Raw genomic sequence first — 24,109 nt, 5'->3', positions numbered from 1 at the left:
TATTTGTAGTTATTATGCAAATTTTGAATTAATAAATCATAAATATGGTTTTAAACACCATAATTCAATATAAATATGACAAAATGGTGACGAAAATGAGCAAACGTAAATTTCATAAATCATTTACAAAGTGAAAATTATAGATTTTGTCGATTTTTATTTAATAGAAGCTGCCAAGAAAAAACCCACTAGGGAGGTTGGTTATACGCTTTCAAAAAAAATGACTATTAGCTCATTCCTCCATCAACACCCTCGATTCGACAAAATCTGCAAATGATTGGAAGTTAAATATTTGGCTTTTAGCAAGAAAATCGAAGCAAATGATAGAAAACGATAGATAATAGCAGATGTATTCGTTTTATTGAAAACTGGTGAGATTTTACAATTCTGATAATGATGAGATAGGTTGAAAGTAGAAAAAGAAACGTAGCAATGGTTCGTAATCGCCATTGCTAAATGAAGGAGTGGATAGTTATTCAGTACATGCTGTATGCGACAACCGTTGTTTTTCTCATCTTTCAACTGCTGTATACGGTTATTCCGTTGTTCTTCAGCAAGGTGCGAAAGCTCAATAACGAGCTTGATGAGAAGTCGTTATCGGTCCTGGTTCCTGCGTATAACGAGGAGCTTACGATCAAAAATTGCATCGATGCGATGCAGGGTCTGCATTATCAGAATCATGAGATCATTATCGTAAATGACGGCTCTAAAGATYGAACCTTTAACAAGCTGCAAGAGCTATTGGACCTTCGGAATGATTACAGAAAGGCTAGTCAAAAACTGAAATATAAAAGAATTAGAGGTTTTTACCGTTCAAGCAAATTTCCCAACATCTACGTCATGGACAAAATGAATGGCGGCAAAGCCGATTCACTCAATGCTGGCATCGATTATGCGAATGGAGAAATTGTTATTACGCTTGATGCTGACAGTATGCTGGAAGTAAACTCCTTAAAATACGTAAACCAATATTTTCACGAAAGCGACATTATTGCCCTAGGGGGAACCGTCAAAATCGTACAAGGCGCAGAACGACAAGACGGCGTCATTATGGAGAAATTTATAGGAAAAGGCATTATAAAGAGCCAAGTCATTAGTTATATCCACAGCTTCTACGTCCGCAAATTAACACAATCGCTATTTAACTCCATCGTCGTTATCTCAGGGGCATTCGGAGCCTTCTACAAAGAACTCATGTTTGATGTGAACGGGTTCAGAAGCACGGTTGGCGAGGATATCGACATCACTTTAAAAATCCACGAGTACATGAAAGCAAATAAACTCAAAAAAAGACTGGTCTATGCGCCGGAGGCGGTATGCTACACCGAATGTCCGGAAAATATGAAAAACTTCTACAAGCAGCGTATTCGTTGGCAGAAAGCGTTTGTGGATTGTATCCTCATTTATTGGTCGAAATTATCTCGGAGCTTCAGCATCGGCGTCAGCTTGTTTTTTGCAATAGACGGCTTCGTACTTGGTACGTTAACCGCATTTACGACGATTTTCCACATGGCGCACGCCATTACATCGGGCAGCGGCATATGGGCAGCGATTGTACTATTCCTTGTCACGATGTTAGTGAATGCAATTCAAATCGTGATATCACTCTATTTGTGCAAAAAATATGGCAGTAATTATTCGTTGCTAGATTATATTAAGATGTTCGGATTTAGTCAGTTGGAATTGTTCACTTACCGATTTGTGCTCCTCTACATTAACATCATTGGAACATTCAAATATTTCGACAATGATGAAGGATGGGGTTTTGTCGAACGCAAGGGCGTCGCATCCATTAGCCCAAATACAGTGGCAAGTTCGAGATAATATTGGAGGGACATTATGAGCAGCACAGCCCATGTTCAAAATAATCGAATTATGTATATTGATTTATTAAGGATTCTCTCCATAGTAGCCGTCATCGTGCTTCATATTACTGCATCCTTGCTGACCCGAACGAATGACTTTACGACAACCTCATGGTGGGTCAGCAATGTGTTCAACTCAATTTGCCGCTTTGCTGTTCCGGTATTTTTTATGATCAGCGGTGCCATGATTTTGAGAATCGAAGTGAAGTCCTATAAAGGATTTTATAAGAAAAGAATACTGCCTCTGATCATTCCTTTGCTTACATGGTCATTAATTTATGGCTATTACAAGGAGTATTACATACTCAAAAGCCAAATGAGCGCGTACGAGTTCATACTCGATTTTGGCAAGAAATTAGTAACAGACGGAAACTACGTTCATTTGTGGTTTTTGTACGCTATTATTGCCATTTATATGACCGTTCCGCTAATTGGCAAGCTCGTACGCTCATGCAGTGAGAAGGATCTAAGATATTTTCTAATCTTATGGTTTATCGTCAGTATCTTGTACCGGTTAGTATCCGACATCTTCTTACGCCTAACCGATCAGCACCTTTATGTACCTAGTATGAATATTCCATTTTTTATGGGCAATTTAGGTTATTTTGTGCTTGGCTACTATCTCTTTAATGTCGAGCTCCGTCCCGTTATTAAGCACACATTGTTTAATCTTGGCATCTTGTCCTTTTTCCTAACTCCAATATTGACTTATGTAGTGTCCTCATACGGCGGGGTGCTGGACGAGATGTTTTATGGCAACTATTCCATTACAAGCTTCTTAATGGCGGTCGGCGTGTTTTTATTTTTTAAGGAAAAAGATACGATGATTAGCCGGAAAACAAATTATAAGGTTAAAAAAGTAATAGGCTCCGTCTCTACGGCAAGCTTCAGCATTTATTTAATCCATCTCTTGGTGGATACGATGGTTTCAAGGGATGTGGCTATCGATGCAACATTCCTTGAGACGACATTAAGCCTTCTGTTTAATATCGTTGCGATTTTCTCGATTAGTTATATCGTTGTCAAAGTGTTTAATTTGAATCGGTGGGTAACGCATATTTTATTTGGTGGAAGGGGGTAGCGGGGTGAATGTGAAGAAGACGGTAAAAGGGAAAAAAACGATAACTGCGCGAAAAGGAACGAAAGCGCTAAAAGTAAATTTTTTGACCAAAGCGCTTGTGGCTGTGCTTCTTGTTGGTATGGGCATTTACTTCTACCAAAGCGTAAACGCAGAGGATCGGAAGTTGTCAACGGTATATATCGAAGCCTGGCGCGACCCGAAGGATGTAAGATTATCGGAGCAGGGCGTAGATATCGCCTTTGTTGCCTTCGCCAAAATTTCCGGTACTGGCTTGTTCTTTCATGAAAAAGAAGAAGGGAACAAGCAGATCAAACAAAACATTATGCAGCTCAAAGCCAATAATCCGAAGACAAAATTTGTTCTTGCCGTTGGGGGTTACGGCGTAGATGGCTTCTCAGACGCTTCACTCGACGGCAATCGATATGTATTTACGAAAAATATTATTGATTTGGTCAAGGAGCTCGATCTCGATGGTGTCGATATTGACTGGGAGTTTCCGGCCTTTGACGCATGGGGAACCGTAAAGGCGAGTCCAAAGGATACAAAAAACTTCACAAGCTTAATGCGAGAGCTAAGAGAGCAGTTAAACCTGCTGCCGCATAAAGGAAACAAAAAGTATATTCTTACTTTTGCAGCAGGTACACAAGATTGGTATTTTAAAAATGTAGAAGTGAAGGCCGTAGAAAAGTATGTCGACTTCATCAATGTCATGAGCTACGATCTGACTGGCAGATGGTCCGAAACGACAGGATTTAATGCTAATCTTTACAAAGATAAAGGGAATAAAGCGACTCAAAGCGTGGATCAGATCGTGCGAGCTTTTCTAGATCACGGAGTTGATGGCAAGAAGCTGCTGCTTGGCATCCCAGCTTATTCATATGGCTGGACAGATGTGGACAGTGATGAAGATGGTTTTTTTGCCAAGGGTAAGCCAATCGATATCGAGAAAGTAAATATTCATTATCGAAATGTTGAGGATAACTATTTGGACAAAAATGGATTTAAGCGTTATTTTGACGATCAAGCAAAAGCAGCTTACCTCTTTAACGGCAGTACCTTCATTAGTTATGAAGACAAGGAAGCTTTGCGAGAAAAGGTCAAATACATCAAGCAAAAAGATCTAGCAGGTGCGATGGTATGGGAATATGCACAGGATGCAGAGAATGGAATCATTCAATATTTGTCGGATAACTTGAACAAGGAGCTAGGCACAGAGGATTAAATAGAAGAATAAGCGAGGCAGGAAGCTTTAAACGAATATAACAAAAGGGAACTTCTTATCCATAGAAGTTCCCTTTTGTTTGATCATAATTTCCAAATGCTGCAAATCAAGAAAATGCAGGCAGCAACGGAGTATGTTGCAGTACCGCTAAAGCTGTCTATTTCAGCTGACATGCCAGCGATTTGATACGTCGCTCGTCCGGTGTAATAAACAATGTTTTCTGATTGTCATAGATAACAAACCCCGGCTTAGCACCGCTAGGCTTACGTACATGACGTATCGTTGTGTAGTCTACTGGAATCGAGCTGGAGTCGCGAGCCTGGCTATAATGTGCAGAGAGCATAGCGGCTTCTTCAAGTGTTGCATTGCCAAAGTCTCCGCCTTTTATAACGACATGAGAACCAGGAATATCCTTTGTGTGCAGCCATGTGTCAGAAGGTGAAGCAAGACGGTTCGTCAAATATTCGTTTTGTGTATTGTTTTTGCCGACATACATCGTTACCCCCTCGGAAGAGGTATAACAAAGCAAGGTTGGTTTAAGCGTTTTTTTCTTCTTTGGACCGCGGCGTCCACGTTCCTTCATATAGCCTTGTTCCACGAGCTCGTCACGAATTTCGCTTATATCGCCAAGAGAGGCGTTATCGACCTGCTGAAGCAAGGTTTCAAAATATTGAATTTCTGTACGAGCGAGCTCCATTTGCTCGGCCACGATGGATAGACTGTTTTTGTGCTTCGTGTAACGCCGGAAATAACGCTGAGCGTTGTCAGAAGGAGTAAGATGCGGATCAAGATCAATCTTTATTACAGCTTGCTCCTCATCATAGAAGTTGACGAGCTCAATCGTTGTGTCGCCGCGCTTCATCTGATGCATATAGGCAGTAAGGAGCTCGCCAAGCACCCGATATTTTTCAGCATCCTTCGCTTCAACGAGCGTGTCCTCAAGCTTTTTAATTTTTGTAACGTTTTTGGCTTTTTCATTTTGAACGAATCGGATGAGGTCAGCAGCGCGCTGCTTAACGGTATCGCGTTCAGCCTTATTGCCGTAGAAACCTTCAAGGCAGGCACTAATGTCTGGAAATACCGTTTCTTCTCCATCGATATGCGTAAGCTCAGTGACAGAGAAAAAGGACTTGCCGGTATCTGCGTTGGTTTTAATTGTAGGTTTATAAATGTCTTGCTTTACTTGTTCCATAAAGGTTGAGAAGCTCTTCCAAACCGCCACTACGCTTTCCTCAGAACCTTGTTCAGCCTCTGGAAGCACATCTGCACCTGCTCGATGAACCAGCTCTTTGGCGAGCAAAGGGCTAAAGCCGCTTAGCTTGTCGACTAATCTTTTGTAAAGAGGAGCGGCTTCATCCGTATCGCTTAAAGCGTCCAAAAACTGCTGCTCGTTCACAATCGAAAGCGGATCTAGTTTGCCTTGCTCAGGCGGAGAGGTATAGGTGCTGCCGGGCAATACGATGCGGTGACTGCTTATGGCTGGCGTTACATGGTGGATGCCATCGTGAATGAGGCCGGTTGAAGGGTCCATCAAAATAATGTTGCTATGACGCCCCATAATTTCCACAACAATCGTTTTATTCGATAAATCGCCGAGCTCGTCCCGATGTTTAACCTCAATATGAATGATACGCTCCCGACCAACTTGACGAACGGATTCAATCAGTCCGCCTTCGCAATGCTTCCGAAGCAGCATGCAAAACATAGGCGCTTCCATAGGGTTGACGTACGTACCGGTTGTCCAGTGCACCCTTGGGTAGGTCGGGTTGGCGGACAAGAGCAATTTGCCCTGCGTGCCGGCTCCGCGAATGCTGAAAACAAGCTCATGATTGGTAGGCTGGTGAATCTTATGTATACGCGCTCCGACACAGCGCTGTAGGTCTTGCGTAATTGCATGGGTGACGATGCCGTCTAATGCCATGTTGTTGTTCCTCGCTTCCTTTGTAAGTCTTTCTCTATCATGCCATAGTTGAACCAAAAACTTAAGTCTTTTATGGGATATTTTAAGGGCTGTCCGAATACATTTACCCTATAAAGGCTGTCCGAAGGGCCGACAACTTAGCTGCTTGGCTCGGCATATTACAGGAGGGAGTTAAACCATGGAACAAATGAAATGGCATCAAATGGGGACAATTGAGCTGATTGACGCATTAGTCAGCTCCCCAGATCAAGGACTGACTACGTCGGCAGCGGCGCAACGTCTAGAAGAAAATGGAAAAAACGAATTGTCTGAGGGCAAGCGCGTCTCGCCGATTTTGTTGTTCCTTAATCAATTTAAGGATTTTATGGTACTCGTTTTAATGGGTGCAACGTTGATTTCTGGCTTGCTGGGCGAATATTTAGATGCAATTACGATTGTTGCGATCATTGCTCTCAACGCCGTACTTGGATTCGTGCAGGAATTTCGAGCCGAGCGCTCATTGCGGGCGCTTAAGGAATTATCCGCCCCGACAGCCAAGGTTATACGCGGAGGCGAGCTACTGACCGTTCCAGCGAAGGAGCTTGTGGCAGGCGATCTTATTTATTTGGAAAGCGGAGACCGCATTCCGGCTGATGTGCGGCTGCTTGAAGCCAATAGCTGCTATGTGGAAGAGTCCGCTTTGACGGGGGAGTCTGTCCCCGTTGGTAAGCACGCTGCAGCGATTGCAGAGGAAGACTTGCCTTTGGGTGATCAGCGCAACATGGGCTTCATGGGCACGATGCTCACAAGGGGAACTGCTCGAGCAGTCGTCATTCGTACAGGCATGGATACGGAAATGGGCAAAATAGCAGGACTTATTCAACAGACTGAATCGATGGAAACGCCGCTGCAGCATCGTTTAGAGCAGTTAGGCAAAATATTAATCGTTGTGGCGATCGGCTTGACGATTATGGTAGTTATTGCGGGTATTTTGCACGGCCAGCCAGCGTATGGCATGTTCCTTGCAGGTGTTAGCTTGGCGGTAGCAGCTATTCCAGAGGGGCTGCCAGCAATTGTGACCATCGCTTTAGCTCTTGGCGTACAGCGGATGATTAAACGGAAGGCAATCGTTCGCAAGCTGCCTTCGGTTGAAACATTAGGCTGCGCATCCGTTATATGCTCGGACAAAACAGGGACGCTGACACAAAACAAAATGACGGTTACCCATGTCTGGATTGGCGGCAGACAGCTTGAAGTGAGCGGAGAGGGCTACGTCCCAAATGGTGCAATTTATGAAGCTGGCAATGCGCTTGACATTAAGCATGATTTATCAATTAAACGTCTCCTTCAAGTCAGTGCCTTGTGCAATAACGCACAGCTGTCGAAGGTAGAAGCTGTAGATACGGGCAAGCGCAGAAACAAGGAGCAGCATGAAGAGTGGATACTTAAGGGAGATCCAACTGAAGGTGCGCTTGCTGTGCTTTCAGYAAAGCTGGGCTCCTCTTCCAAATCATTGGAGCCGCTATATAAACGGGAGAAGGAATTTCCATTTGACTCGGAGCGCAAACGGATGTCAGTTGTTGTATCGCACCAAGGCGGGCGGCTTATTTGCACCAAGGGCGCCCCTGATTTACTGATGGATCATTGCTCCTATGTTCTTTGGGAAGGGAAGGTCGTTCCGTTTACTGCAACGCTGAAGCGCAAATGCGCTGAAGCAGGCGAGGTTATGGCGCAGTCCGCGCTTCGTGTATTGGGACTTGCATACCGGGATTTGCGCGCATCCGACGCTTGTGAGACCGAAGAAGACGTAGAGAGTCAGCTTGTATTCGTAGGCTTGACTGGGATGATCGATCCGCCTCGCCGCGAGGTGAAAGAAGCGATTACGAACTGCAGGCGTGCGGGAATTAAGACCGTTATGATTACCGGCGATCATCAGCTGACAGCAGAAGCAATTGCAGGTCAACTAGGCATTATGCCGCGCGGAGGCATCGCAATGAGCGGCAAGCAGCTGGAGGCGATGTCCGATGAACAGCTCGACCGGCTCGTAGACAATATTTATGTATACGCGCGTGTATCGCCAGAGCATAAACTGCGTATCGTCAAAGCGCTTCAGCGCCAAGGACATGTCGTTGCGATGACAGGCGACGGCGTAAACGATGCTCCAGCGATCAAAGCAGCGGATATCGGAATTTCGATGGGCATTACCGGAACGGATGTATCGAAGGAAGCGTCCGCGCTCGTTCTGAGTGATGACAACTTCTCGACAATTGTAGCTGCTATAGAAGAAGGAAGAGGCATATATGAAAATATCCGAAAATTTATCCGTTATTTATTAGCATCAAACGTTGGTGAGATACTCGTCATGTTTCTTGCGATGATGGCAGGATTGCCGCTTCCGCTCGTTCCGATTCAAATTTTGTGGGTCAATCTGGTCACGGACGGATTGCCGGCAATGGCGCTTGGCGTAGATCAGGCAGAAAAGGATTTAATGCAGCAAAAGCCTCGTTCGGCAAAGGAGAGCATCTTCTCCCGCAGGCTGGGCTGGAAAATTATAAGCCGAGGCATTCTGATAGGTGTATGTACGCTTGGCGCTTTCTGGATTACGCTTCAAGACGGTCCAAACAATGCTGCGCACCTAATGAAGGCGCAAACGGTAGCTTTCGCTACTCTCGTTATGGCACAGCTCATCCATGTATTTGACTGCCGAAGCTCGCGTTCCATTTTTCACCGTAATCCGTTCCAAAATAAATATTTGGTGCTTGCCGTATTGTCATCGCTAGTGTTGATGATCGGAGTGCTTTATATCGATGCATTGCAGCCTATCTTCAAAACCGTTCCACTTAACTTCCGTGAATGGTGTCTCGTCTTTGTAGCTGCGGGAATTCCTACTTTCTTAATGGGAATTGGCAGTGTATTCGGCACTTCCAAGAAAAATAAAGGTAAAACGAAATGGCCGTTAGGCCCTCAAACCGCGGCAAGATAACGAAAAAATACAAATCTTGATACAAATTATGAATAGCCTTTCTCCTTGCTTTGCGGTATGCTATTAGCAATTAATCATAGTTTTATCATACCTAGAGATGTAGCAAGGAGAGGGCATTCAGATGAATTTTACAAAAATGAACGGTTTGGGAAATGACTTTGTGGTGATTGCAGGCGAGCAGCAGCTTCCAGAAAATGTTGCGGAATTAGCTATACAGCTTTGCAACCGGTTTTTTGGAATCGGGGCAGATGGTCTCGTTTATATTTTGCCTTCAGAAATCGCGGATTTCCGTATGCGCATTATTAATTCTGATGGTTCAGAAGCTGAGCAATGCGGCAACGCCATTCGCTGCGTCGCTAAATATGTGTATGATAATGGCTTAACCGATAAAGAAGAGATTACAATCGAAACACTTGGCGCAGGCGCTCAAAAAGTGCAGCTTACCGTTCAAGATGGCAAAGTGTCATCTGTTCGTGTAGATATGGGAGAGCCGATTCTAAATGGCCTTCGTGTACCAACAACGATCGATGCGGAGCAAGTCGTTGAACATCCGATAAAGGTGGACGGTCGTGAATTCCGTTTTACCGCTGTATCGATGGGCAACCCTCACTGTGTCATCTATGTTGATGATGCTGTAAATTTTGATCTAGGCACTTGGGGTCCCAAACTTGAGACACATCCGTTATTTCCACGTAAAATAAATGTTGAGTTCGTTACGGTGAAATCCCGTACGCATACCGATATGCGCGTCTGGGAGCGCGGTGCAGGACCAACGCTAGCTTGCGGTACAGGCGCTTGCGCAACGGTAGTTGCTTCTGTACTCACTGGCGCAACAGATCGGACAGCAACGGTTTCACTCAAAGGCGGCGACCTATTGATTGAGTGGAATGAATCCGATAATCATGTATATATGTCTGGACCGGCTGCAGTATCATTCTGCGGCGAGTTTTAAGAGCAAAGTAAGATGGGTGGTATGAATATAATGAAACCGGATTTGAGGGAAGCGCTCCAGCAGCGTATCTTGACCGGGGACGGCGCGATGGGAACCTATCTATATCAGATGGGGTTCCCTGTCGGCGTTTCTTATGAGGAAATCAATACGAACCGTCCCGATGTAATTGAAAATATTCACCGTCGCTACTATGAAGCTGGCGCACGCGTAATTGAGACAAACACGTTCTCAGCCAATCTTGAGAAGCTCTCGAAATATGGCTTAGAAGACGAAATGGATGCAATTAACCGTGCTGGTGTACGCGCAGCTCGTGCAGCGATCGGCAATGATGCTTATGTTGTAGGCGCTGTTGGCTCCATTCGAGACGGCAAGCTGAAAAATTTACGAACAGCTAAAGTAATTGAAGCCTATCAGCGGCAAATGCATGCGCTGCTTGATGAGGGCGTGGATGGTCTTTTGCTGGAAACCTTCTATGATCTTGATGAAATGCTGCTTGCCCTTAAGATTGCTAGAGCAGCGTCGAATGTTCCTGTTATTTGCCAGTTTGCAGTCGAGGATGTTGGCCGCACGCAGGATGGGAATGGCATGAAGGGAGCCTTCGATTTACTGCAAGAAGAGGGCGCTGATATGGTTGGATTTAATTGCCGCAGCGGCCCGAATGGGATTATGAGAGCGATCGACTCGATAACGGGGCCAGTTGGCTTACCATTATCGGTATATCCGAACGCAGGTATACCCGACTATATTGATGGCAAATATACGTATCCCGCAGGACCTGAATATTTTGCAGAGACAGCCTTGCGCTTTGCAGATCGCGGCGCTCGCTTGATTGGCGGCTGCTGCGGTACGACTCCTGAGCACATTAAGGCAATTGCCGAGGCGCTAGATGGTTACGTTCCACAGCTCGGACAAGCAGCTGTTCATTCGGCTGCAGCAGAGAGAATTGTTGTAAAGCCAGTTGAGAAATCAGCTGATACAGTAGATGCTGCGCCACTGAAACAAACGGTGCAGGAGCCTAACATTGTAGATTTGGTTCAGAAGCGCCACACCGTCATTGTTGAGCTTGACCCGCCGCGTGATTTGGATATTCGTAAATTTATGGCTGGTGCTGCTGCTTTGAAGGAAGCAAAGGCGGATGCGGTTACGATGGCTGACAACTCTCTGGCTGTTACGCGAATGAGCAACATTGCACTCGCAGCGCTTGTCCAGGAGAAAGTAGGCATTCGTCCACTCGTGCATATCGCTTGCCGAGATCGTAACTTGATTGGTACGCAGTCACATATGATGGGTCTTGATGCACTCGATATCGATCATGTGCTTGCTGTAACTGGAGATCCTGCCCGATTTGGCGATTTGCCGGATTCGAGCTCGGTTTATGACCTTACTTCCTTCGAGATGATTCGTATGATTAAGCAGTTGAATGATGGAACAGCCTTCTCAGGCAAGCCGCTTAAGCAAAAAGCGAAGTTTGTTGTAGGCGCCGCATTTAATCCTAATGTGAAGCATTTAGACAAAGCGGTCCAACGGCTTGAACGTAAAATTACTTCGGGTGCAGATTACATTATGACGCAGCCTGTCTATGACCCAAGCTTAATTGAGCGAATCGCAGAATCAACGAAGCATTTGTCAGTACCTGTATTTATCGGAATTATGCCGCTGGCCAGCGGACGGAATGCCGAATATTTGCATAACGAGGTGCCTGGTATCCAGCTATCTGATGAGGTTCGCCAGCGCATGGCGGGTCTTGAAGGGGAAGCGGGCCGAGCGGAAGGCGTGCAAATTGCAAAGGAGCTGCTCGACGTTGCTTTGCCGCATTTTAATGGCATATATTTAATCACACCGTTTATGTTCTATGATATGGGTGTTCAGCTTACCAAATACGTTTGGGAGAAGACTGAGCGTACACAACTAAATCGATAAAATAGATGCGAAAACAGCCTTTTTTTGCTTGTTTTCGCATTTTCGCTTGTTCGTTCGTGAAAAATCAATTAAAATGAATCATGGATACAGATGCCGCACATGTTCAGCGTGGTAAGGACAGGCTGCCTAAAATCGTTTATAATGGCTTCTAAAGCCTGTAACGGAAGTATGTCCGACACTTTTTTCGTCAACAATAGTGCAGTAGTTCTGTCGGTATTTGGCAAGAACGCGAACTTGTCGTATTCACATTTATAAAATATAAAAGGTATTTGAACATTTGTAGACAGATGCACAAGGGAAGACCGTAGGCGGAGGAGGAACGAGGCTTGGCTATTAAACTTATTAATATCGGATTTGGTAATATTGTATCTGCAAATCGCATTATATCAATCGTAAGCCCTGAATCGGCTCCGATTAAAAGAATCATTCAAGAAGCGCGTGACCGACATATGCTGATCGATGCTACATATGGTCGTCGCACACGGGCTGTAATTATTACGGATAGTGATCATGTGATTTTATCGGCGGTTCAGCCAGAAACAGTTGCGCACCGATTATCCACTAAGGACGACGATAACGACGAATAGTACGGGGAGTAATATGGATAAGGGATTGTTAATTGTATTGTCCGGCCCTTCAGGGGTTGGCAAAGGAACGGTTTGTTCGGTTCTTCGCAACAAGGTTCCTGAGCTGGTTTATTCTGTGTCGGCAACGACCAGGCTACCGCGTCAGGGTGAAGTAGATGGCGTGAATTATTTTTTCAAAAGCAGAGAGCAGTTCCAAGATATGATTGCGCGTGACGCACTTTTGGAGCATGCTGAATATGTTGGTAATTACTACGGTACACCGCGTGATTTCGTTGAACGAACTTTAGAGAGCGGCAAGGACGTTATTTTGGAGATCGAGGTACAGGGAGCGCTTAAGGTGAAACAAAAGTTTCCCGAAGGTATTTTCGTATTTCTGTTGCCGCCGTCTTTGGATGAGCTGAAGCAGCGAATTACCGGACGTGGTACTGAAACATTGGATACGATCAATAATCGCATGTCTGTGGCCGTTGAAGAAATGAATTTGCTCGGTCACTACGACTATGCGGTATTGAATGATGAGATAGATGCTGCATGCGATCGTATTCGCAGCATCATGATTGCAGAGCATTGCCGCAGAGAAAGATATTTACCTTACGTTTCGGGAATGGTTGCCGCAATTGAGAAAGCATGAGTGAGGAGAATGAACGATGTTATATCCGTCCATTGATGAAATGGTGAAAAAAGTTGACAGTAAATACACGCTTGTCGTAGCAGCTTCAAGACGCGCACGCATGCTTCGCAACGGAGACAAGTCGGAGCTTAAAAACCCGCGCTCTCGCAAGTATGTTGGTGTGGCACTAGAAGAAATTTACGGTGACATTCTCCAAGTGGAAAACCTAGCAACAAAAGAGGATTAAGATCTGTTTTATTATAGTAAACAGAACAGCGGAGTGTATACTGGAGACAGTATTACACTCCTTTTTCTTTTTTAATGCGCACAATTTTTGAAAGGAGCAATCCTGTGGATCCCATCTTTTTTACGATTATAATTATGGTTGTTTTCTTGTTTCTATTGTCATTTATTATCCGAGATTCGATAAACTCGTCTAAATTGACAAAGCAAGTGGAAATGCTTAATACAGAGATCCAAATGCTGAGGAAAGAAATCAAAGAGAACAAACATATTGTTGATAAGCGAGTTTGAGCAGGTCATAACGTTTCAAAGAGAGGCTGTGAGTGCGAGAATGATGGCAGATGAACAGGAACTCCGCGAAATAAAAGAGTCATTAGACAAGCTCGATGAACAGGTCAAGCGGATCGTTGCTAAGCCAAGACACAAACGCTCAGGATGGATGAACTTTGTTATTGGCTTTCTTATTGTGCTTGTAGGGATTGGCATGTCAGTTGGAATCTTTGAATTTCTGAAAATGATGAATAACCAATAATAGTCGATAAGGACGAACATCAAAATGAACATAAGCCTGCAATCTTTTCCAACATTATCTAAAGGTATAGTATGGGGTTTGGTTGAAAATTGTTTCTCTCTTGATTACGAAGTGGCGGAAGAATCTGTTAGCAATATTAGCATCATACCTACGGTTGGCGATCAATATGTAGTCATGAAGCTAGATGACGAAAGATGGGAACTTGCCGGAGGGACTTTAGAGCCTAACGAGCACCATATGGACGCACTTGTTCGTGAAGTGAAAGAAGAACTTGGTGCAGAATTGGTTTCTTATACGTTGTTTGGCTGCTTTCAATGCCGCTCGTTTGCTGATGAGCCATATAGGCCGCATATTCCGCACCCACATTTTGTGCGGCTAGTCGGCTATGGCGAGGTTAATCTGGTGGAGGCACCGCTTAATCCGCCAGACGGCGAGCAAGTCATTGCCGTTGATGTCGTGGATATTGGCGAGGCAGTAGGTAGGTTCGAGCAAATAGGCAGATATGATATTGCCGAGCTGTACAAGCTTGCTCATCAGTTAAGAAAAGCAGCGCTTAATCAAGGGAAATAAAACATAAATTACAGCTTGAAATGTGAATGGATTACTTAGAATTTTCTGCCGCATATGATATGATAGAAGCAGTGTTTGCAGGTGCAGGACGAATGAACAGGAGGGAACGGAATGGACAAATTACGTTATCCAATTGGCAGGTACTCGTTCGAGGGAATGACGGTTAAGCAGCGTGAACAATGGATTGTAGAGATTGAGAAGCTCCCAGGACAGCTAAGAGCAGCTTTGGCAGATTTGGATGAAGACATGTTGAATACGTCTTATCGAAGCGGCGGATGGAGCTTGCGCCAAGTAGTTCATCATTTGGCAGATGCATCGATGAATAGTTTCACACGATTCAAGCTTGCCCTGACGGAGTCCAATCCGACGATTAAGCCTTTTAACGGGGAACGCTGGGCAGAAACCGCTGACAGCCTGCAAGCATCGACAGATATCAGCTTAGCGATTGTAGAGGGTATTTATGCACGATGGGTATTGCTGCTTCGTTCAATGAATGCTTCAGATTTCGAAAAAATGTTCTATCATCCAGAGAAGGGCAGTCAAATTGGATTAGCTTATTTTCTTGGATTTGTAGCTTGGCATGGCAAACATCATGTTGCCCAAATTACAAGCTTAAGGGAACGCAAGGATTGGTAGTACAATTCGTAATTATCAATGACAAATAAAGTTACACATTTCAAATACTATAACATGATAAGCTAGATACTTATTATGCGGCTTATCATTTTATCGCGTAACGAGCTTATCTGCCATTGGGCGGCTTCTGCCGTTTGCATTTGAAATATAAAATTTGATGTTAACATATTGTGAAAGCAGTTTATATTTCATCATGAAACGGACTATTGCCGCCAAAGGATGGGTTTTGCTGTTTGCGCTTGACGGGAGATACACCATGCTAAAAGGAAAAACAATTATACTCGGCATCACAGGCGGAATTGCAGCCTATAAAGGCGCAGCGCTTTGCAGCAAGCTGGTGCAGGCGGGCGTTAATGTGAACGTCATCATGACTGAATCGGCAACAAAATTTATAACGCCGCTCACGCTGCAAACGTTATCTCGCAATCCCGTATATATCGATACGTTTGATGAGAGAGATCCTGCGGTAGTTTCTCATATTCATTTGGCTGATCATGCGGATTTAGTCGTCATTGCTCCGGCTACTGCTAATGCAATAGCAAAGCTAGCCGGAGGTCACGCTGATGATATGCTTAGCACAACGCTGCTTGCTGCTACTTGTCCGGTACTCATAGCGCCAGCGATGAATGTACATATGTATGAGCATCCAGCCGTTGTCCATAATTTGGAGCTGCTGGCGTCGCGCGGCGTGATGTTTGTTGAGCCTGGCACCGGGCAGCTCGCATGCGGCTATGTTGCCAAAGGACGCCTTGCCGAACCGGAAGATATCGTAGCTGCAATCGACTCGTGGTTTAGCAAAAACGGTAAGCTAAAAGGGAAAAAATTGCTTGTTACTGCAGGTGGAACGATTGAGCGACTGGACCCGGTAAGATATTTGACCAATGACTCGTCAGGCAAGATGGGCTTTGCAATTGCTGAGGCGGGGCTGATGATGGGCGCTGATGTAACTTTAGTTGCGGGCCGTACATCAGCAGAGCCTCCTGCAGGTGTGAAGGTCATTCGTGTGGAGTCCGCGCAGCAAATGCTTGAAGCTGTAACGAGCATCTATGACGACATGGATATTGTCGTGAAGTCGGCAGCGGTAGCCGATTATCGAGCGGTACATGTAAGCGATCAGAAGATGAAGAAAAAAGGCGAGAAGCTCGTACTCGAGCTAGAGCGTACAACGGATATTTTGGAGACATTGGGACAGCACAAGCAGAAGCAGTTTCTTGTTGGTTTTGCGGCAGAAACGGAGCAGATCGAGCATTATGCGATGGACAAGCTGCGCCGCAAGCATTGCGACCTCATCGTTGCTAATGATGTAAGCAAGGACGGAGCGGGCTTTAACGGAGATACCAATATTGTGCAGGTGTATGGCGCAGAAGGACTCGTGGAGAAGATGCCGCTATTGTCTAAGCGTGAGGTTGCGAATCGCTTGCTGGAGTTGATTGCAGGGCGGCTAGTGTCTCCTGGAGGGAACGGCTAATGATTGCTAAAGTAATTGTTGACGTRCCGAGCCGCCAGACGGATCGGCCGTTTGACTATGAAGTGCCTGCAGCCTTTGAAGATTGGATTGAGGTCGGCAGCCGCGTTGGCGTTCCTTTTGGCGGCCGCGTCTTGCAAGGGTTTGTCACGGAACTGTCGGAGACGACCGATGTTGCTATAAATCGATTAAAATCGATTTCAGAGCTGCTCGATCATGTTCCACCTTTATTGCCGGATCTTATTGAACTTGCGAAATGGATGAGCGATAAATATTGTTGCTCATGGACGACAGCGCTTCAGGCTATGATTCCGGCAGCCTTGAAGGGAAAGGCTGAACGGCTGGTTGGCATTCAAGACGAAGAAGCAGCAATGGTGGATCTGCCGCCAGCTATGCTGGAGTGGCTAGGCAGCAGCGGACAGCTTGTTAAACTTGAAGTGCTGCTGGAGCGTTTTCCTGAGCATGCAAAGGCCGTCAAGGCTGCTCTTCGCGAAGGTGTGCTGGTCGAACAAACTTCAATTCGCGATCGACTTGCTGTACGCAAGGTGCTGACCGTATATGTGCCAGATAATGTGGAGGCTGTACGCGTACAGATGGAAGCCTTGCCTTCTCGTGCGGCTAAGCAGCGTGAAGTGCTTGCCTTTATGCTGGAGCATGGCGGACCACTGGCGCTGCAGCAGCTGCTCACTTTGGCAGGGGGCTCTGCGGCAAGTGTTCGTTCACTCGCAGAGAAAGGGCTGCTTGAGCTTAGAGAGGTAGAGCAGCAGCGCGATCCTTATGCGGGTAGAGAATTTGAACGAACGACTCCACTAGAGCTGACAGAAGGCCAGAAAGATGTTTATGACCGTATCGTTAGAGCAGTTGATGCAGGCGAGCCTCAGACGATGCTGCTGCATGGTGTAACGGGAAGCGGGAAAACGGAAGTTTATTTGCAGTCTATTCAATTTTGCTTGGAGCAGGAGAAGCAGGCCATTGTACTCGTTCCTGAAATTTCGCTGACGCCCCAAATGGTTGAGCGTTTTAAAGGACGGTTTGGCGACGCAGTTGCTGTGCTGCATAGCCGGCTTTCGAATGGCGAGCGATACGATGAGTGGCGAAAAATTCGCAGCCGCCAAGTTCAGGTAGCCATTGGCGCACGCTCCGCTATTTTTGCACCATTTGAACGAATTGGGCTTATTATAATTGATGAAGAACATGAATCCTCCTATAAACAGGAGGAAAGTCCGAAGTATCACGCTCGTGATGTGGCGGTCAGAAGAGCGAAGCAGCATGGAGCGGCAGTCGTTCTTGGTTCGGCAACGCCATCGCTGGAATCCTTTGCAGCGGCTAGCCGGCCGCTGTCTGCCCGGGACGAAGGCCGCGAGCCGGCATTGCTGCCAATGCCTAGCCGTGTAGGCGACAGACCGCTTCCGCCGGTTGCCGTTATCGACATGCGCGAGGAGCTGAAGGAAGGCAACCGCTCGATGTTCAGCCGCTTGCTGCACAGCTCGCTTGCTGATAGGCTCGAGCGCGGAGAGCAATCGGTGCTGCTTCTAAATAGACGCGGTTACTCAACATTTGTGATGTGTAGGTCTTGCGGCTATACTGCAGCTTGTCCCCACTGCGATATTTCATTGACCTATCATCAGAAATCACGGGCGCTGCGCTGCCACTATTGCGGGCATGCCGAGCAGGCCCCAACCACATGTCCTTCTTGTCAAAGCGAGCATATTCGTTATTTTGGAACTGGAACGCAGCGGGTTGAGGAAGAGCTCTCGAAGCTGTTCCCGGGCATTCGTGTTATTCGCATGGATGTGGATACAACTACAGAAAAGAATTCGCATGAAAAGCTTCTGAAGCAGTTTGGCGAGCGTAAAGCGGATGTACTGCTCGGTACGCAAATGGTAGCGAAAGGTCTTGATTTTCCTTTTGTTACTCTAGTTGGCGTAATTGCTGCCGATACATCGCTAAATTTGCCTGATTTTCGCGCAGCAGAACGAACGTTTCAATTGCTTACACAGGTTGCGGGACGTGCAGGCAGGCATCATTTGCCAGGTGAAGTCGTCATTCAAACCTATGCTCCCGAGCATTATGCAGTAGTGACCGCTCAGCAGCATGATTACACCGCTTTTGTAAGTGAAGAGCTGCGTCATCGCAGTGCAATGGGCTATCCGCCTTATTGCAGACTGATTCTCGTTACGATGTCTCATGAGCAGCTGCCGCTGCTATCTTCCATTAGTGAACGGTTTGCTTCTGATCTGCGAGAATTAGCGGAAAATGAAGGCGTCCTTATTTCGCTAAGCAGCGGTTTTGGTCGAGCGCTGGAGGTGCTTGGGCCAGTAGCATCGCCGATTTCAAGAATGAAAGATCGCTACCGTTTTCAATGTGTGATAAAATATCGTGGGAGTATCGATGCTTCGGCCCTTGTTCGCAAGGCACTCGTCCCGTTTACGGATGGTCCGCCGCAGCGCCAGGTGCAATTCAGTATTGACGTAGATCCACAAGTTATATTATAAATAGCTATTACTATTTTAATGAACGTAAAGGAAGGGAATACTATGAGTATCCGTATAATTGTAAAAGAGCCAGATCCAGTATTGCGGGAAGTGGCGAAGGAAGTAACGAAATTTAATGCAAACTTGCAAAAGCTGTTAAAAGATATGGCTGAAACGATGTACGATGCAGAGGGAGTAGGTCTTGCTGCGCCTCAAATCGGCATTTCGAAGCGTGTTATTGTAGTAGATGTAGGCGATGAGAATGGTTTGGTCGAGATGGTTAATCCCGTCATCGTAGAGCAAGAAGGAGAGCAGCTTGGTCCTGAGGGCTGCCTTAGCATTCCGAATCTTAATGGCGACGTGCTGCGTGCTGATCGCATTGTGGTAACCGGACAAGACAGCAGCGGACAGACGTTTACTGTTCAAGCATCTGGTTACTTCGCGCGCGCGTTCCAGCATGAAGTTGATCATTTGAACGGCATTTTGTTTACCGATTTGGCGGAGAGCATCTACGACATTTCGGAAAGAGCTAGAAAAGGCGGCGAATAGCTTCATGCGTATCGTATTTATGGGGACGCCAGAATTTGCCGTTCCCTCTTTGAAGCTGCTCCTTGAGCAGCAATATAATGTTGTCGCTGTTGTAACACAGCCTGATCGGCCGAAGGGCCGCAAAAAAACGCTGACGCCGCCGCCTGTAAAGGAAGCGGCGTTGTCGCTTGGACTGCCAGTGCTCCAGCCTGAGCGCATGCGCAGTGCGGAGGCGGTTGCAATGGTTGCTGAGATGCAGCCGGATCTTATCGTAACGGCAGCCTACGGCCAAATATTGCCGAAGGCGCTGCTGGAAATCCCTCGACTTGGATGCATCAACGTGCATGGCTCGCTGCTGCCGAAATATCGCGGCGGCGCACCTATACAGCGTTCGATCATTAATGGCGAGAGTTCAACTGGCGTGACGATTATGTATATGGCAGAAGGACTGGACACCGGCGATATGATTAGCGTCGTGGAGCTTCCAATTACCGATGAGGATACATCGGGCACGATGTTTGAGAAGCTGAGCATCGCAGGTGCTGAACTGCTTGGCAAGACGCTTCCTGCAATCGTTGCTGGAGAAGTAAAAGCCGAGCCGCAGCAGCATGAGCAAGCAACCTATGCACCGAATTTGACCCGCGATGATGAACGAATTGATTGGACAAGACCTGCGCGTGCCATCTTTAATCAGGTGCGAGGATTGTCGCCAATGGCCGGCGCCTTTACGTACTTAAACGGAGAAGTATTCAAAGTGTGGAATTGCGGAGTTCCTTCTGCAGCCACAGCAGCTAAAGCTGCTGCTGAGCCAGGAACCGTAGTTGCAGCAGACAGCAGCGGCATTCATGTTCAAACGGGTGAAGGCGTACTAGTGCTGAAAGAAATTCAGCCCGCTGGAAAAAGAACGATGACCGCAGCAGATTGGCTTAAGGGTGCTCGCTTAGAAGCGGGCACACGATTAGGAGATGGTGGAGCAGCATGACGGAAAGTACACAAAAACCAAGTCCAAATCGCAATAGCAGCAACCGAGCAAAAGGAAAATCCGGAGCGAAAGCAGGTCATAAACGACCTGCTGCCGGCGGGCAGTCTGCTCAAAATGGACAACAGCAGCCGGGGCCGCGCAAGGTGAAATCTCCGCGTGAGCTGGCAATGGATACATTAGTAAAGGTCGCACAAACCGGTGCATACAGCAATTTGCAGCTTAATCGCACATTGCAGGATGCAGGTTTGCAGAGAGCGGACGCCGGGCTTGTTACCGAGCTTGTTTACGGCACGATTCAGCGACAAGTGACGCTTGATTACTGGCTTAGCCGCTTTGTATCCAAAGGGCTGAATAAGCTTGAGCCTTGGGTACATCAGCTGCTTCGAATGAGTGCTTATCAGCTATTGTACTTAGATCGCATTCCGGCACATGCTGCTGTGAATGAAGCGGTTACGATTGCAAAGAAACGCGGACATTCCGGTATTTCAGGTATGGTTAACGGCGTGCTCCGCAGCATCGATCGCGGACGAGCTGAGCTGCAGCCAGCTGAAATTAAACATAAAGATCCAATTATGCAAATTGCGCTGCGGCATTCCTATCCAGAATGGCTAGTAAGCCGCTGGGCTACGGCATACGGTTATGAGCGGGCAGAAGCTATCTGCGCTGCGGGCAATGAGCATCCGCATACAAGCGTTCGCGCTAATACACTAAGGGGCAATCGTGAAGAAGCGATCGAGCTTCTAAAAGCAGCAGGATATGAAGCTGAGCCTTCTGTCATTGCTCCTGCAGGTATTACGATTAATCGCGGAGGCAATCTGGCTGATACGGACGGATTCCGCGAGGGTGTTTGGTCGGTACAGGATGAAAGCTCCATGCTGGTAGCTGAAATTGTAGCGCCAAAAGCCGGCATGCAAGTGCTGGATTGCTGCGCGGCACCAGGTGGAAAGAGCGCGCATTTGGCAGAACTGATGGGTGGCAAAGGCAAGGTGTGGGCGAATGATTTGCATGCACATAAACGTGATTTAATTGTGACGCAAACCGAGCGCTTGAAGCTGCGCAATGTTGAAGCGATTACCGAAGATGCTCTAAAATTAGGCGAGCGCTTCAAGCCGCAATCGATGGATGCCGTGTTGCTTGACGCACCATGCTCTGGATTCGGCGTTATTAGACGCAAACCGGAAATCAAATGGACCAAAACCGCAGGTGACGTATCGGATATCGCTGCCATTCAACAGCGTTTATTGCATTCTGTATGTGATTTAGTGCGCCCTGGCGGTGTGCTTGTTTATAGCACATGTACGATAGAGAAGGAAGAAAATGAGCAGCAAGTAGCTCGGTTTCTGCAGGAGCATCCTGAATTTGAATTGGATCGCAATTGGCCAGAGGCTATCGTTGATCAGTTGATGAAAGCTGGAGCCATCGATGAGCATTTTAATGGTCAAGCTCAGCTGCTTCCACAGCATTTTGACAGTGACGGATTTTTCATAGCAAGGATGGTAAAGCGTCCATAATCGCTGCTTATGGCTGAACATGGGCGTTTGTGGTAAAATAAATCGATGGCGGTGTTCAGCTTCTATGAGCCGTCCTACTATAAAGGTACAGGTGTGATGAAATGAAACCATGCATATATGACTACACGCTCGAACAGCTTCAACAATGGATGACAGATAATGGTGAGCCGGCATTTCGCGGCGGACAGCTGTTTGATTGGTTATATGTGAAGCGGGTAAAGAGCTTTGAAGATATGTCCAACCTATCGAAAGCCCTTCGCGATAAGCTGGAGGAGAACTTCCAAATTATTACGCTTAACGAGATTACAAAGTTTGAATCGAAGGACGGAACCGTGAAGTTTCTATTCGGACTTCATGATGCCCACGCGATTGAGACTGTTATTATGCGCCATAACTACGGCAACAGTATTTGTGTAACGACACAGGTCGGCTGCCGAATCGGCTGTACGTTTTGTGCTTCGACGCTTGGCGGCTTGAAACGCAACTTGACTGCAGGCGAGATCGTAGCGCAGGTTGTTACAGCGCAGATGATGCTTGATGCTACCGGAGAACGTGTATCCAGCATCGTTATTATGGGTTCTGGGGAGCCGTTCGAGAACTATGATGCAACGATGGCTTTCTTGCGTATTATGATCCACGAGAAAGGCCTAAACATCGGTCAGCGTCACATTACGGTTTCGACTAGCGGCATCGTGCCGAGCATGTACAAGTTTGCCGAGGAGAATACACAAATCAACTTGGCACTATCGATCCATGCACCAAATGATGCGCTTCGCTCAAAGCTAATGCCGGTTAACCGTCGTTTTCCTTTTGCTGATGTAATGGCAGCTTGCCATAACTATATTGCGAAGACTGGCCGGAGAATAACATTTGAATACGCCTTGATCGGCGGTGTTAATGATCAAGCTGAGCATGCGCAGGAGCTGGCAGACGTGCTGCAAGGAATGTTGTGCCATGTTAACTTGATTCCTGTAAACCATGTTCCTGAACGCAATTATGTTCGGACTCCGCGCGAGGACATCTTTGAATTCCAGCGTGTACTTGAGAAAAATAAAGTGAGTGTAACGATCCGCAGGGAACAAGGGCATGACATTGCAGCTGCATGCGGCCAATTAAGAGCAAAACATATGGAGTCTCAGGCGAGGTGATGATTGATTGTTAACGGCAAACCGCAGTGATATTGGACGGGTTCGTCATGTCAATGAAGACCAATCATGGGTAAGTCAACTGAATAATGGAGTAACGCTTGCCATCGTAGCTGATGGCATGGGCGGCCATCAGGCTGGAGACGTTGCAAGCCAGAGGGCAGTTGACGCTTTCCGAAGCATGCTGGAGAAAAGCGCCGCTAAAGAGGACTTGTCTCTGCAAGAAGGAAAAATGCTCATAAGACAAGCGATTTCGCAGGCGAACGACGCTGTCTTTGAGCTTGCTTCCCAGAACGAGCAGTATCGGAATATGGGTACTACGATCGTGGCCGCTTTAGTGAAACAGGACAACGCTATTATAGGCCATGTGGGAGACAGTCGCGCTTACAAGATTACCGAGGGCGTCATTACACAATTAACGAATGATCATACACTTGTGAATGAATTGGTCAAGTCTGGCCAGCTTAGCGCAGAGGAGGCTGCTCACCACCCAAGGCGCAACGTACTGACTCGTGCAGTTGGTACGGATTCTCAAGTTGAAATCGATGTTCAAGCGGTAGAGTGGTCCGCACAGGATGTGCTGCTGCTGTGCAGCGATGGATTATCAAATATGGTGAGCGATCAGGAAATGCTGCAAACGGTCACGACGGATCAACTTGAGCTGGATGCAAAAGCTGATCATCTCATTTCGCTTGCGCTGCAAGCAGGCGGGGACGACAATATAACTGTCGTACTTCTCCAAGAAGCAGCTGGCACGAATCGAGAGGGGTGACAAGGATGATTGGACAGGATTTAGGCGGACGTTATGAAATATTGACTCGCATAGGCGGCGGCGGGATGGCGCTTGTGTATAAAGCGCATGATGTGCTGCTTAATAGAAAAGTCGCAGTGAAGGTGCTGCGG

General features: G+C 46.7%; 20 protein-coding genes. 19 read left to right on the top strand and 1 reads right to left on the bottom strand.

What is annotated here, in order from left to right; all coding sequences use genetic code 11:
• The first annotated feature begins 474 nt into the window (after positions 1–474).
• The 3 genes from AC1DPK_RS28405 to AC1DPK_RS28395 all read left to right on the top strand — a co-directional run bounded on the left by AC1DPK_RS28405 (position 475) and on the right by AC1DPK_RS28395 (position 4,168).
• Positions 475–1,824, top strand: coding sequence for a glycosyltransferase family 2 protein (locus AC1DPK_RS28405; RefSeq protein WP_477512363.1), 1,350 nt, complete (start codon positions 475–477; stop codon positions 1,822–1,824).
• 15 nt (positions 1,825–1,839) lie between these two features.
• On the top strand, positions 1,840–2,946 hold the full coding sequence (locus AC1DPK_RS28400; RefSeq protein WP_477512347.1) for an acyltransferase: 1,107 nt from the start codon (positions 1,840–1,842) through the stop codon (positions 2,944–2,946).
• Between the two features lie 118 nt (positions 2,947–3,064).
• Complete coding sequence (locus AC1DPK_RS28395; protein ID WP_477512362.1) at positions 3,065–4,168, top strand: glycoside hydrolase family 18 protein; 1,104 nt, start codon at positions 3,065–3,067, stop codon at positions 4,166–4,168.
• Between the two features lie 157 nt (positions 4,169–4,325).
• Here the strand turns inward: AC1DPK_RS28395 and AC1DPK_RS28390 are convergent, their stop codons facing one another.
• Complete coding sequence (locus AC1DPK_RS28390; protein WP_430055100.1) at positions 4,326–6,089, bottom strand: Rqc2 family fibronectin-binding protein; 1,764 nt, start codon at positions 6,087–6,089, stop codon at positions 4,326–4,328.
• 178 nt (positions 6,090–6,267) lie between these two features.
• Between AC1DPK_RS28390 and AC1DPK_RS28385 the strand changes: the two genes are divergently transcribed.
• From AC1DPK_RS28385 to AC1DPK_RS28310, 16 genes are all read left to right on the top strand, one after another.
• Positions 6,268–9,051, top strand: a complete 2,784-nt coding sequence (locus AC1DPK_RS28385; RefSeq protein WP_477512346.1) for a calcium-translocating P-type ATPase, SERCA-type — start codon at positions 6,268–6,270, stop codon at positions 9,049–9,051.
• Between the two features lie 121 nt (positions 9,052–9,172).
• On the top strand, positions 9,173–10,003 hold the full coding sequence (gene dapF, locus AC1DPK_RS28380) for a diaminopimelate epimerase (RefSeq protein WP_441886898.1): 831 nt from the start codon (positions 9,173–9,175) through the stop codon (positions 10,001–10,003).
• Positions 10,004–10,033: 30 nt separating this feature from the next.
• On the top strand, positions 10,034–11,923 hold the full coding sequence (locus tag AC1DPK_RS28375; RefSeq protein WP_441886910.1) for a bifunctional homocysteine S-methyltransferase/methylenetetrahydrofolate reductase: 1,890 nt from the start codon (positions 10,034–10,036) through the stop codon (positions 11,921–11,923).
• Between the two features lie 326 nt (positions 11,924–12,249).
• The gene (gene remA / locus AC1DPK_RS28370) at positions 12,250–12,510 is read left to right on the top strand and encodes an extracellular matrix/biofilm regulator RemA (RefSeq protein WP_005548256.1); all 261 of its coding nucleotides are present in this window, start codon (positions 12,250–12,252) and stop codon (positions 12,508–12,510) included.
• Positions 12,511–12,523: 13 nt separating this feature from the next.
• Positions 12,524–13,141 carry a guanylate kinase gene (gene gmk / locus AC1DPK_RS28365; protein WP_441886903.1) on the top strand — a complete coding sequence of 206 codons (618 nt, stop codon included), beginning with the start codon at positions 12,524–12,526 and terminating at the stop codon, positions 13,139–13,141.
• A gap of 16 nt (positions 13,142–13,157) precedes the next feature.
• Positions 13,158–13,367: a DNA-directed RNA polymerase subunit omega gene (gene rpoZ / locus AC1DPK_RS28360; protein WP_053375625.1), complete on the top strand. Its 210-nt coding sequence runs from the start codon at positions 13,158–13,160 to the stop codon at positions 13,365–13,367.
• A gap of 267 nt (positions 13,368–13,634) precedes the next feature.
• The gene (locus AC1DPK_RS28355) at positions 13,635–13,895 is read left to right on the top strand and encodes a hypothetical protein (protein WP_477512345.1); all 261 of its coding nucleotides are present in this window, start codon (positions 13,635–13,637) and stop codon (positions 13,893–13,895) included.
• Positions 13,896–13,919: 24 nt separating this feature from the next.
• The gene (locus AC1DPK_RS28350) at positions 13,920–14,465 is read left to right on the top strand and encodes an NUDIX domain-containing protein (protein ID WP_477512344.1); all 546 of its coding nucleotides are present in this window, start codon (positions 13,920–13,922) and stop codon (positions 14,463–14,465) included.
• A 111-nt stretch (positions 14,466–14,576) separates the two neighbouring features.
• On the top strand, positions 14,577–15,101 hold the full coding sequence (locus AC1DPK_RS28345) for a YfiT family bacillithiol transferase (protein WP_076268265.1): 525 nt from the start codon (positions 14,577–14,579) through the stop codon (positions 15,099–15,101).
• A gap of 256 nt (positions 15,102–15,357) precedes the next feature.
• Entirely contained in the window at positions 15,358–16,569 is a 1,212-nt protein-coding gene (gene coaBC / locus AC1DPK_RS28340; RefSeq protein WP_477512361.1) for a bifunctional phosphopantothenoylcysteine decarboxylase/phosphopantothenate--cysteine ligase CoaBC, read from the top strand.
• Positions 16,569–19,061 carry a primosomal protein N' gene (gene priA, locus AC1DPK_RS28335; protein ID WP_477512343.1) on the top strand — a complete coding sequence of 831 codons (2,493 nt, stop codon included), beginning with the start codon at positions 16,569–16,571 and terminating at the stop codon, positions 19,059–19,061. The genes coaBC and priA overlap by 1 nt, the downstream gene beginning before the upstream one ends.
• Before the next feature lie 42 nt (positions 19,062–19,103).
• Positions 19,104–19,589 (top strand): peptide deformylase, encoded by a 486-nt coding sequence (def, locus tag AC1DPK_RS28330; RefSeq protein WP_218639590.1) that lies wholly within the window; start codon positions 19,104–19,106, stop codon positions 19,587–19,589.
• 4 nt (positions 19,590–19,593) lie between these two features.
• On the top strand, positions 19,594–20,550 hold the full coding sequence (gene fmt / locus AC1DPK_RS28325; protein ID WP_477512342.1) for a methionyl-tRNA formyltransferase: 957 nt from the start codon (positions 19,594–19,596) through the stop codon (positions 20,548–20,550).
• Positions 20,547–22,061, top strand: a complete 1,515-nt coding sequence (gene rsmB, locus AC1DPK_RS28320) for a 16S rRNA (cytosine(967)-C(5))-methyltransferase RsmB (RefSeq protein ID WP_477512341.1) — start codon at positions 20,547–20,549, stop codon at positions 22,059–22,061. Before fmt ends, rsmB begins: the two co-directional genes overlap by 4 nt.
• 101 nt (positions 22,062–22,162) lie before the next feature.
• Positions 22,163–23,209 carry a dual-specificity RNA methyltransferase RlmN gene (gene rlmN / locus AC1DPK_RS28315; protein WP_076268270.1) on the top strand — a complete coding sequence of 349 codons (1,047 nt, stop codon included), beginning with the start codon at positions 22,163–22,165 and terminating at the stop codon, positions 23,207–23,209.
• A 7-nt stretch (positions 23,210–23,216) separates the two neighbouring features.
• Positions 23,217–23,978, top strand: coding sequence for a Stp1/IreP family PP2C-type Ser/Thr phosphatase (locus AC1DPK_RS28310; RefSeq protein ID WP_076268271.1), 762 nt, complete (start codon positions 23,217–23,219; stop codon positions 23,976–23,978).
• Positions 23,979–24,109: the final 131 nt, after the last annotated feature.

It is taken from the genome of Paenibacillus sp. 01T424 (genome assembly GCF_056398745.1).
Note: the sequence above shows the minus strand (reverse complement) of the source record. Positions and strands in the feature narration are given on the sequence as shown.

Excerpts from the sequence above, each read along its gene's own strand:
- AC1DPK_RS28400 (WP_477512347.1), top strand. The coding sequence starts at position 1,840 with ATGAGCAGCACAGCCCATGTTCAAAATAATCGAATTATGTATATTGAT.
- AC1DPK_RS28395 (WP_477512362.1), top strand. The coding sequence starts at position 3,065 with ATGGGCATTTACTTCTACCAAAGCGTAAACGCAGAGGATCGGAAGTTG.
- AC1DPK_RS28390 (WP_430055100.1), bottom strand. The coding sequence starts at position 6,089 with ATGGCATTAGACGGCATCGTCACCCATGCAATTACGCAAGACCTACAG.
- dapF (WP_441886898.1), top strand. The coding sequence starts at position 9,173 with ATGAATTTTACAAAAATGAACGGTTTGGGAAATGACTTTGTGGTGATT.
- AC1DPK_RS28375 (WP_441886910.1), top strand. The coding sequence starts at position 10,034 with ATGAAACCGGATTTGAGGGAAGCGCTCCAGCAGCGTATCTTGACCGGG.
- gmk (WP_441886903.1), top strand. The coding sequence starts at position 12,524 with ATGGATAAGGGATTGTTAATTGTATTGTCCGGCCCTTCAGGGGTTGGC.
- rpoZ (WP_053375625.1), top strand. The coding sequence starts at position 13,158 with ATGTTATATCCGTCCATTGATGAAATGGTGAAAAAAGTTGACAGTAAA.
- AC1DPK_RS28350 (WP_477512344.1), top strand. The coding sequence starts at position 13,920 with ATGAACATAAGCCTGCAATCTTTTCCAACATTATCTAAAGGTATAGTA.
- AC1DPK_RS28345 (WP_076268265.1), top strand. The coding sequence starts at position 14,577 with ATGGACAAATTACGTTATCCAATTGGCAGGTACTCGTTCGAGGGAATG.
- coaBC (WP_477512361.1), top strand. The coding sequence starts at position 15,358 with ATGCTAAAAGGAAAAACAATTATACTCGGCATCACAGGCGGAATTGCA.
- def (WP_218639590.1), top strand. The coding sequence starts at position 19,104 with ATGAGTATCCGTATAATTGTAAAAGAGCCAGATCCAGTATTGCGGGAA.
- fmt (WP_477512342.1), top strand. The coding sequence starts at position 19,594 with ATGCGTATCGTATTTATGGGGACGCCAGAATTTGCCGTTCCCTCTTTG.
- rsmB (WP_477512341.1), top strand. The coding sequence starts at position 20,547 with ATGACGGAAAGTACACAAAAACCAAGTCCAAATCGCAATAGCAGCAAC.
- rlmN (WP_076268270.1), top strand. The coding sequence starts at position 22,163 with ATGAAACCATGCATATATGACTACACGCTCGAACAGCTTCAACAATGG.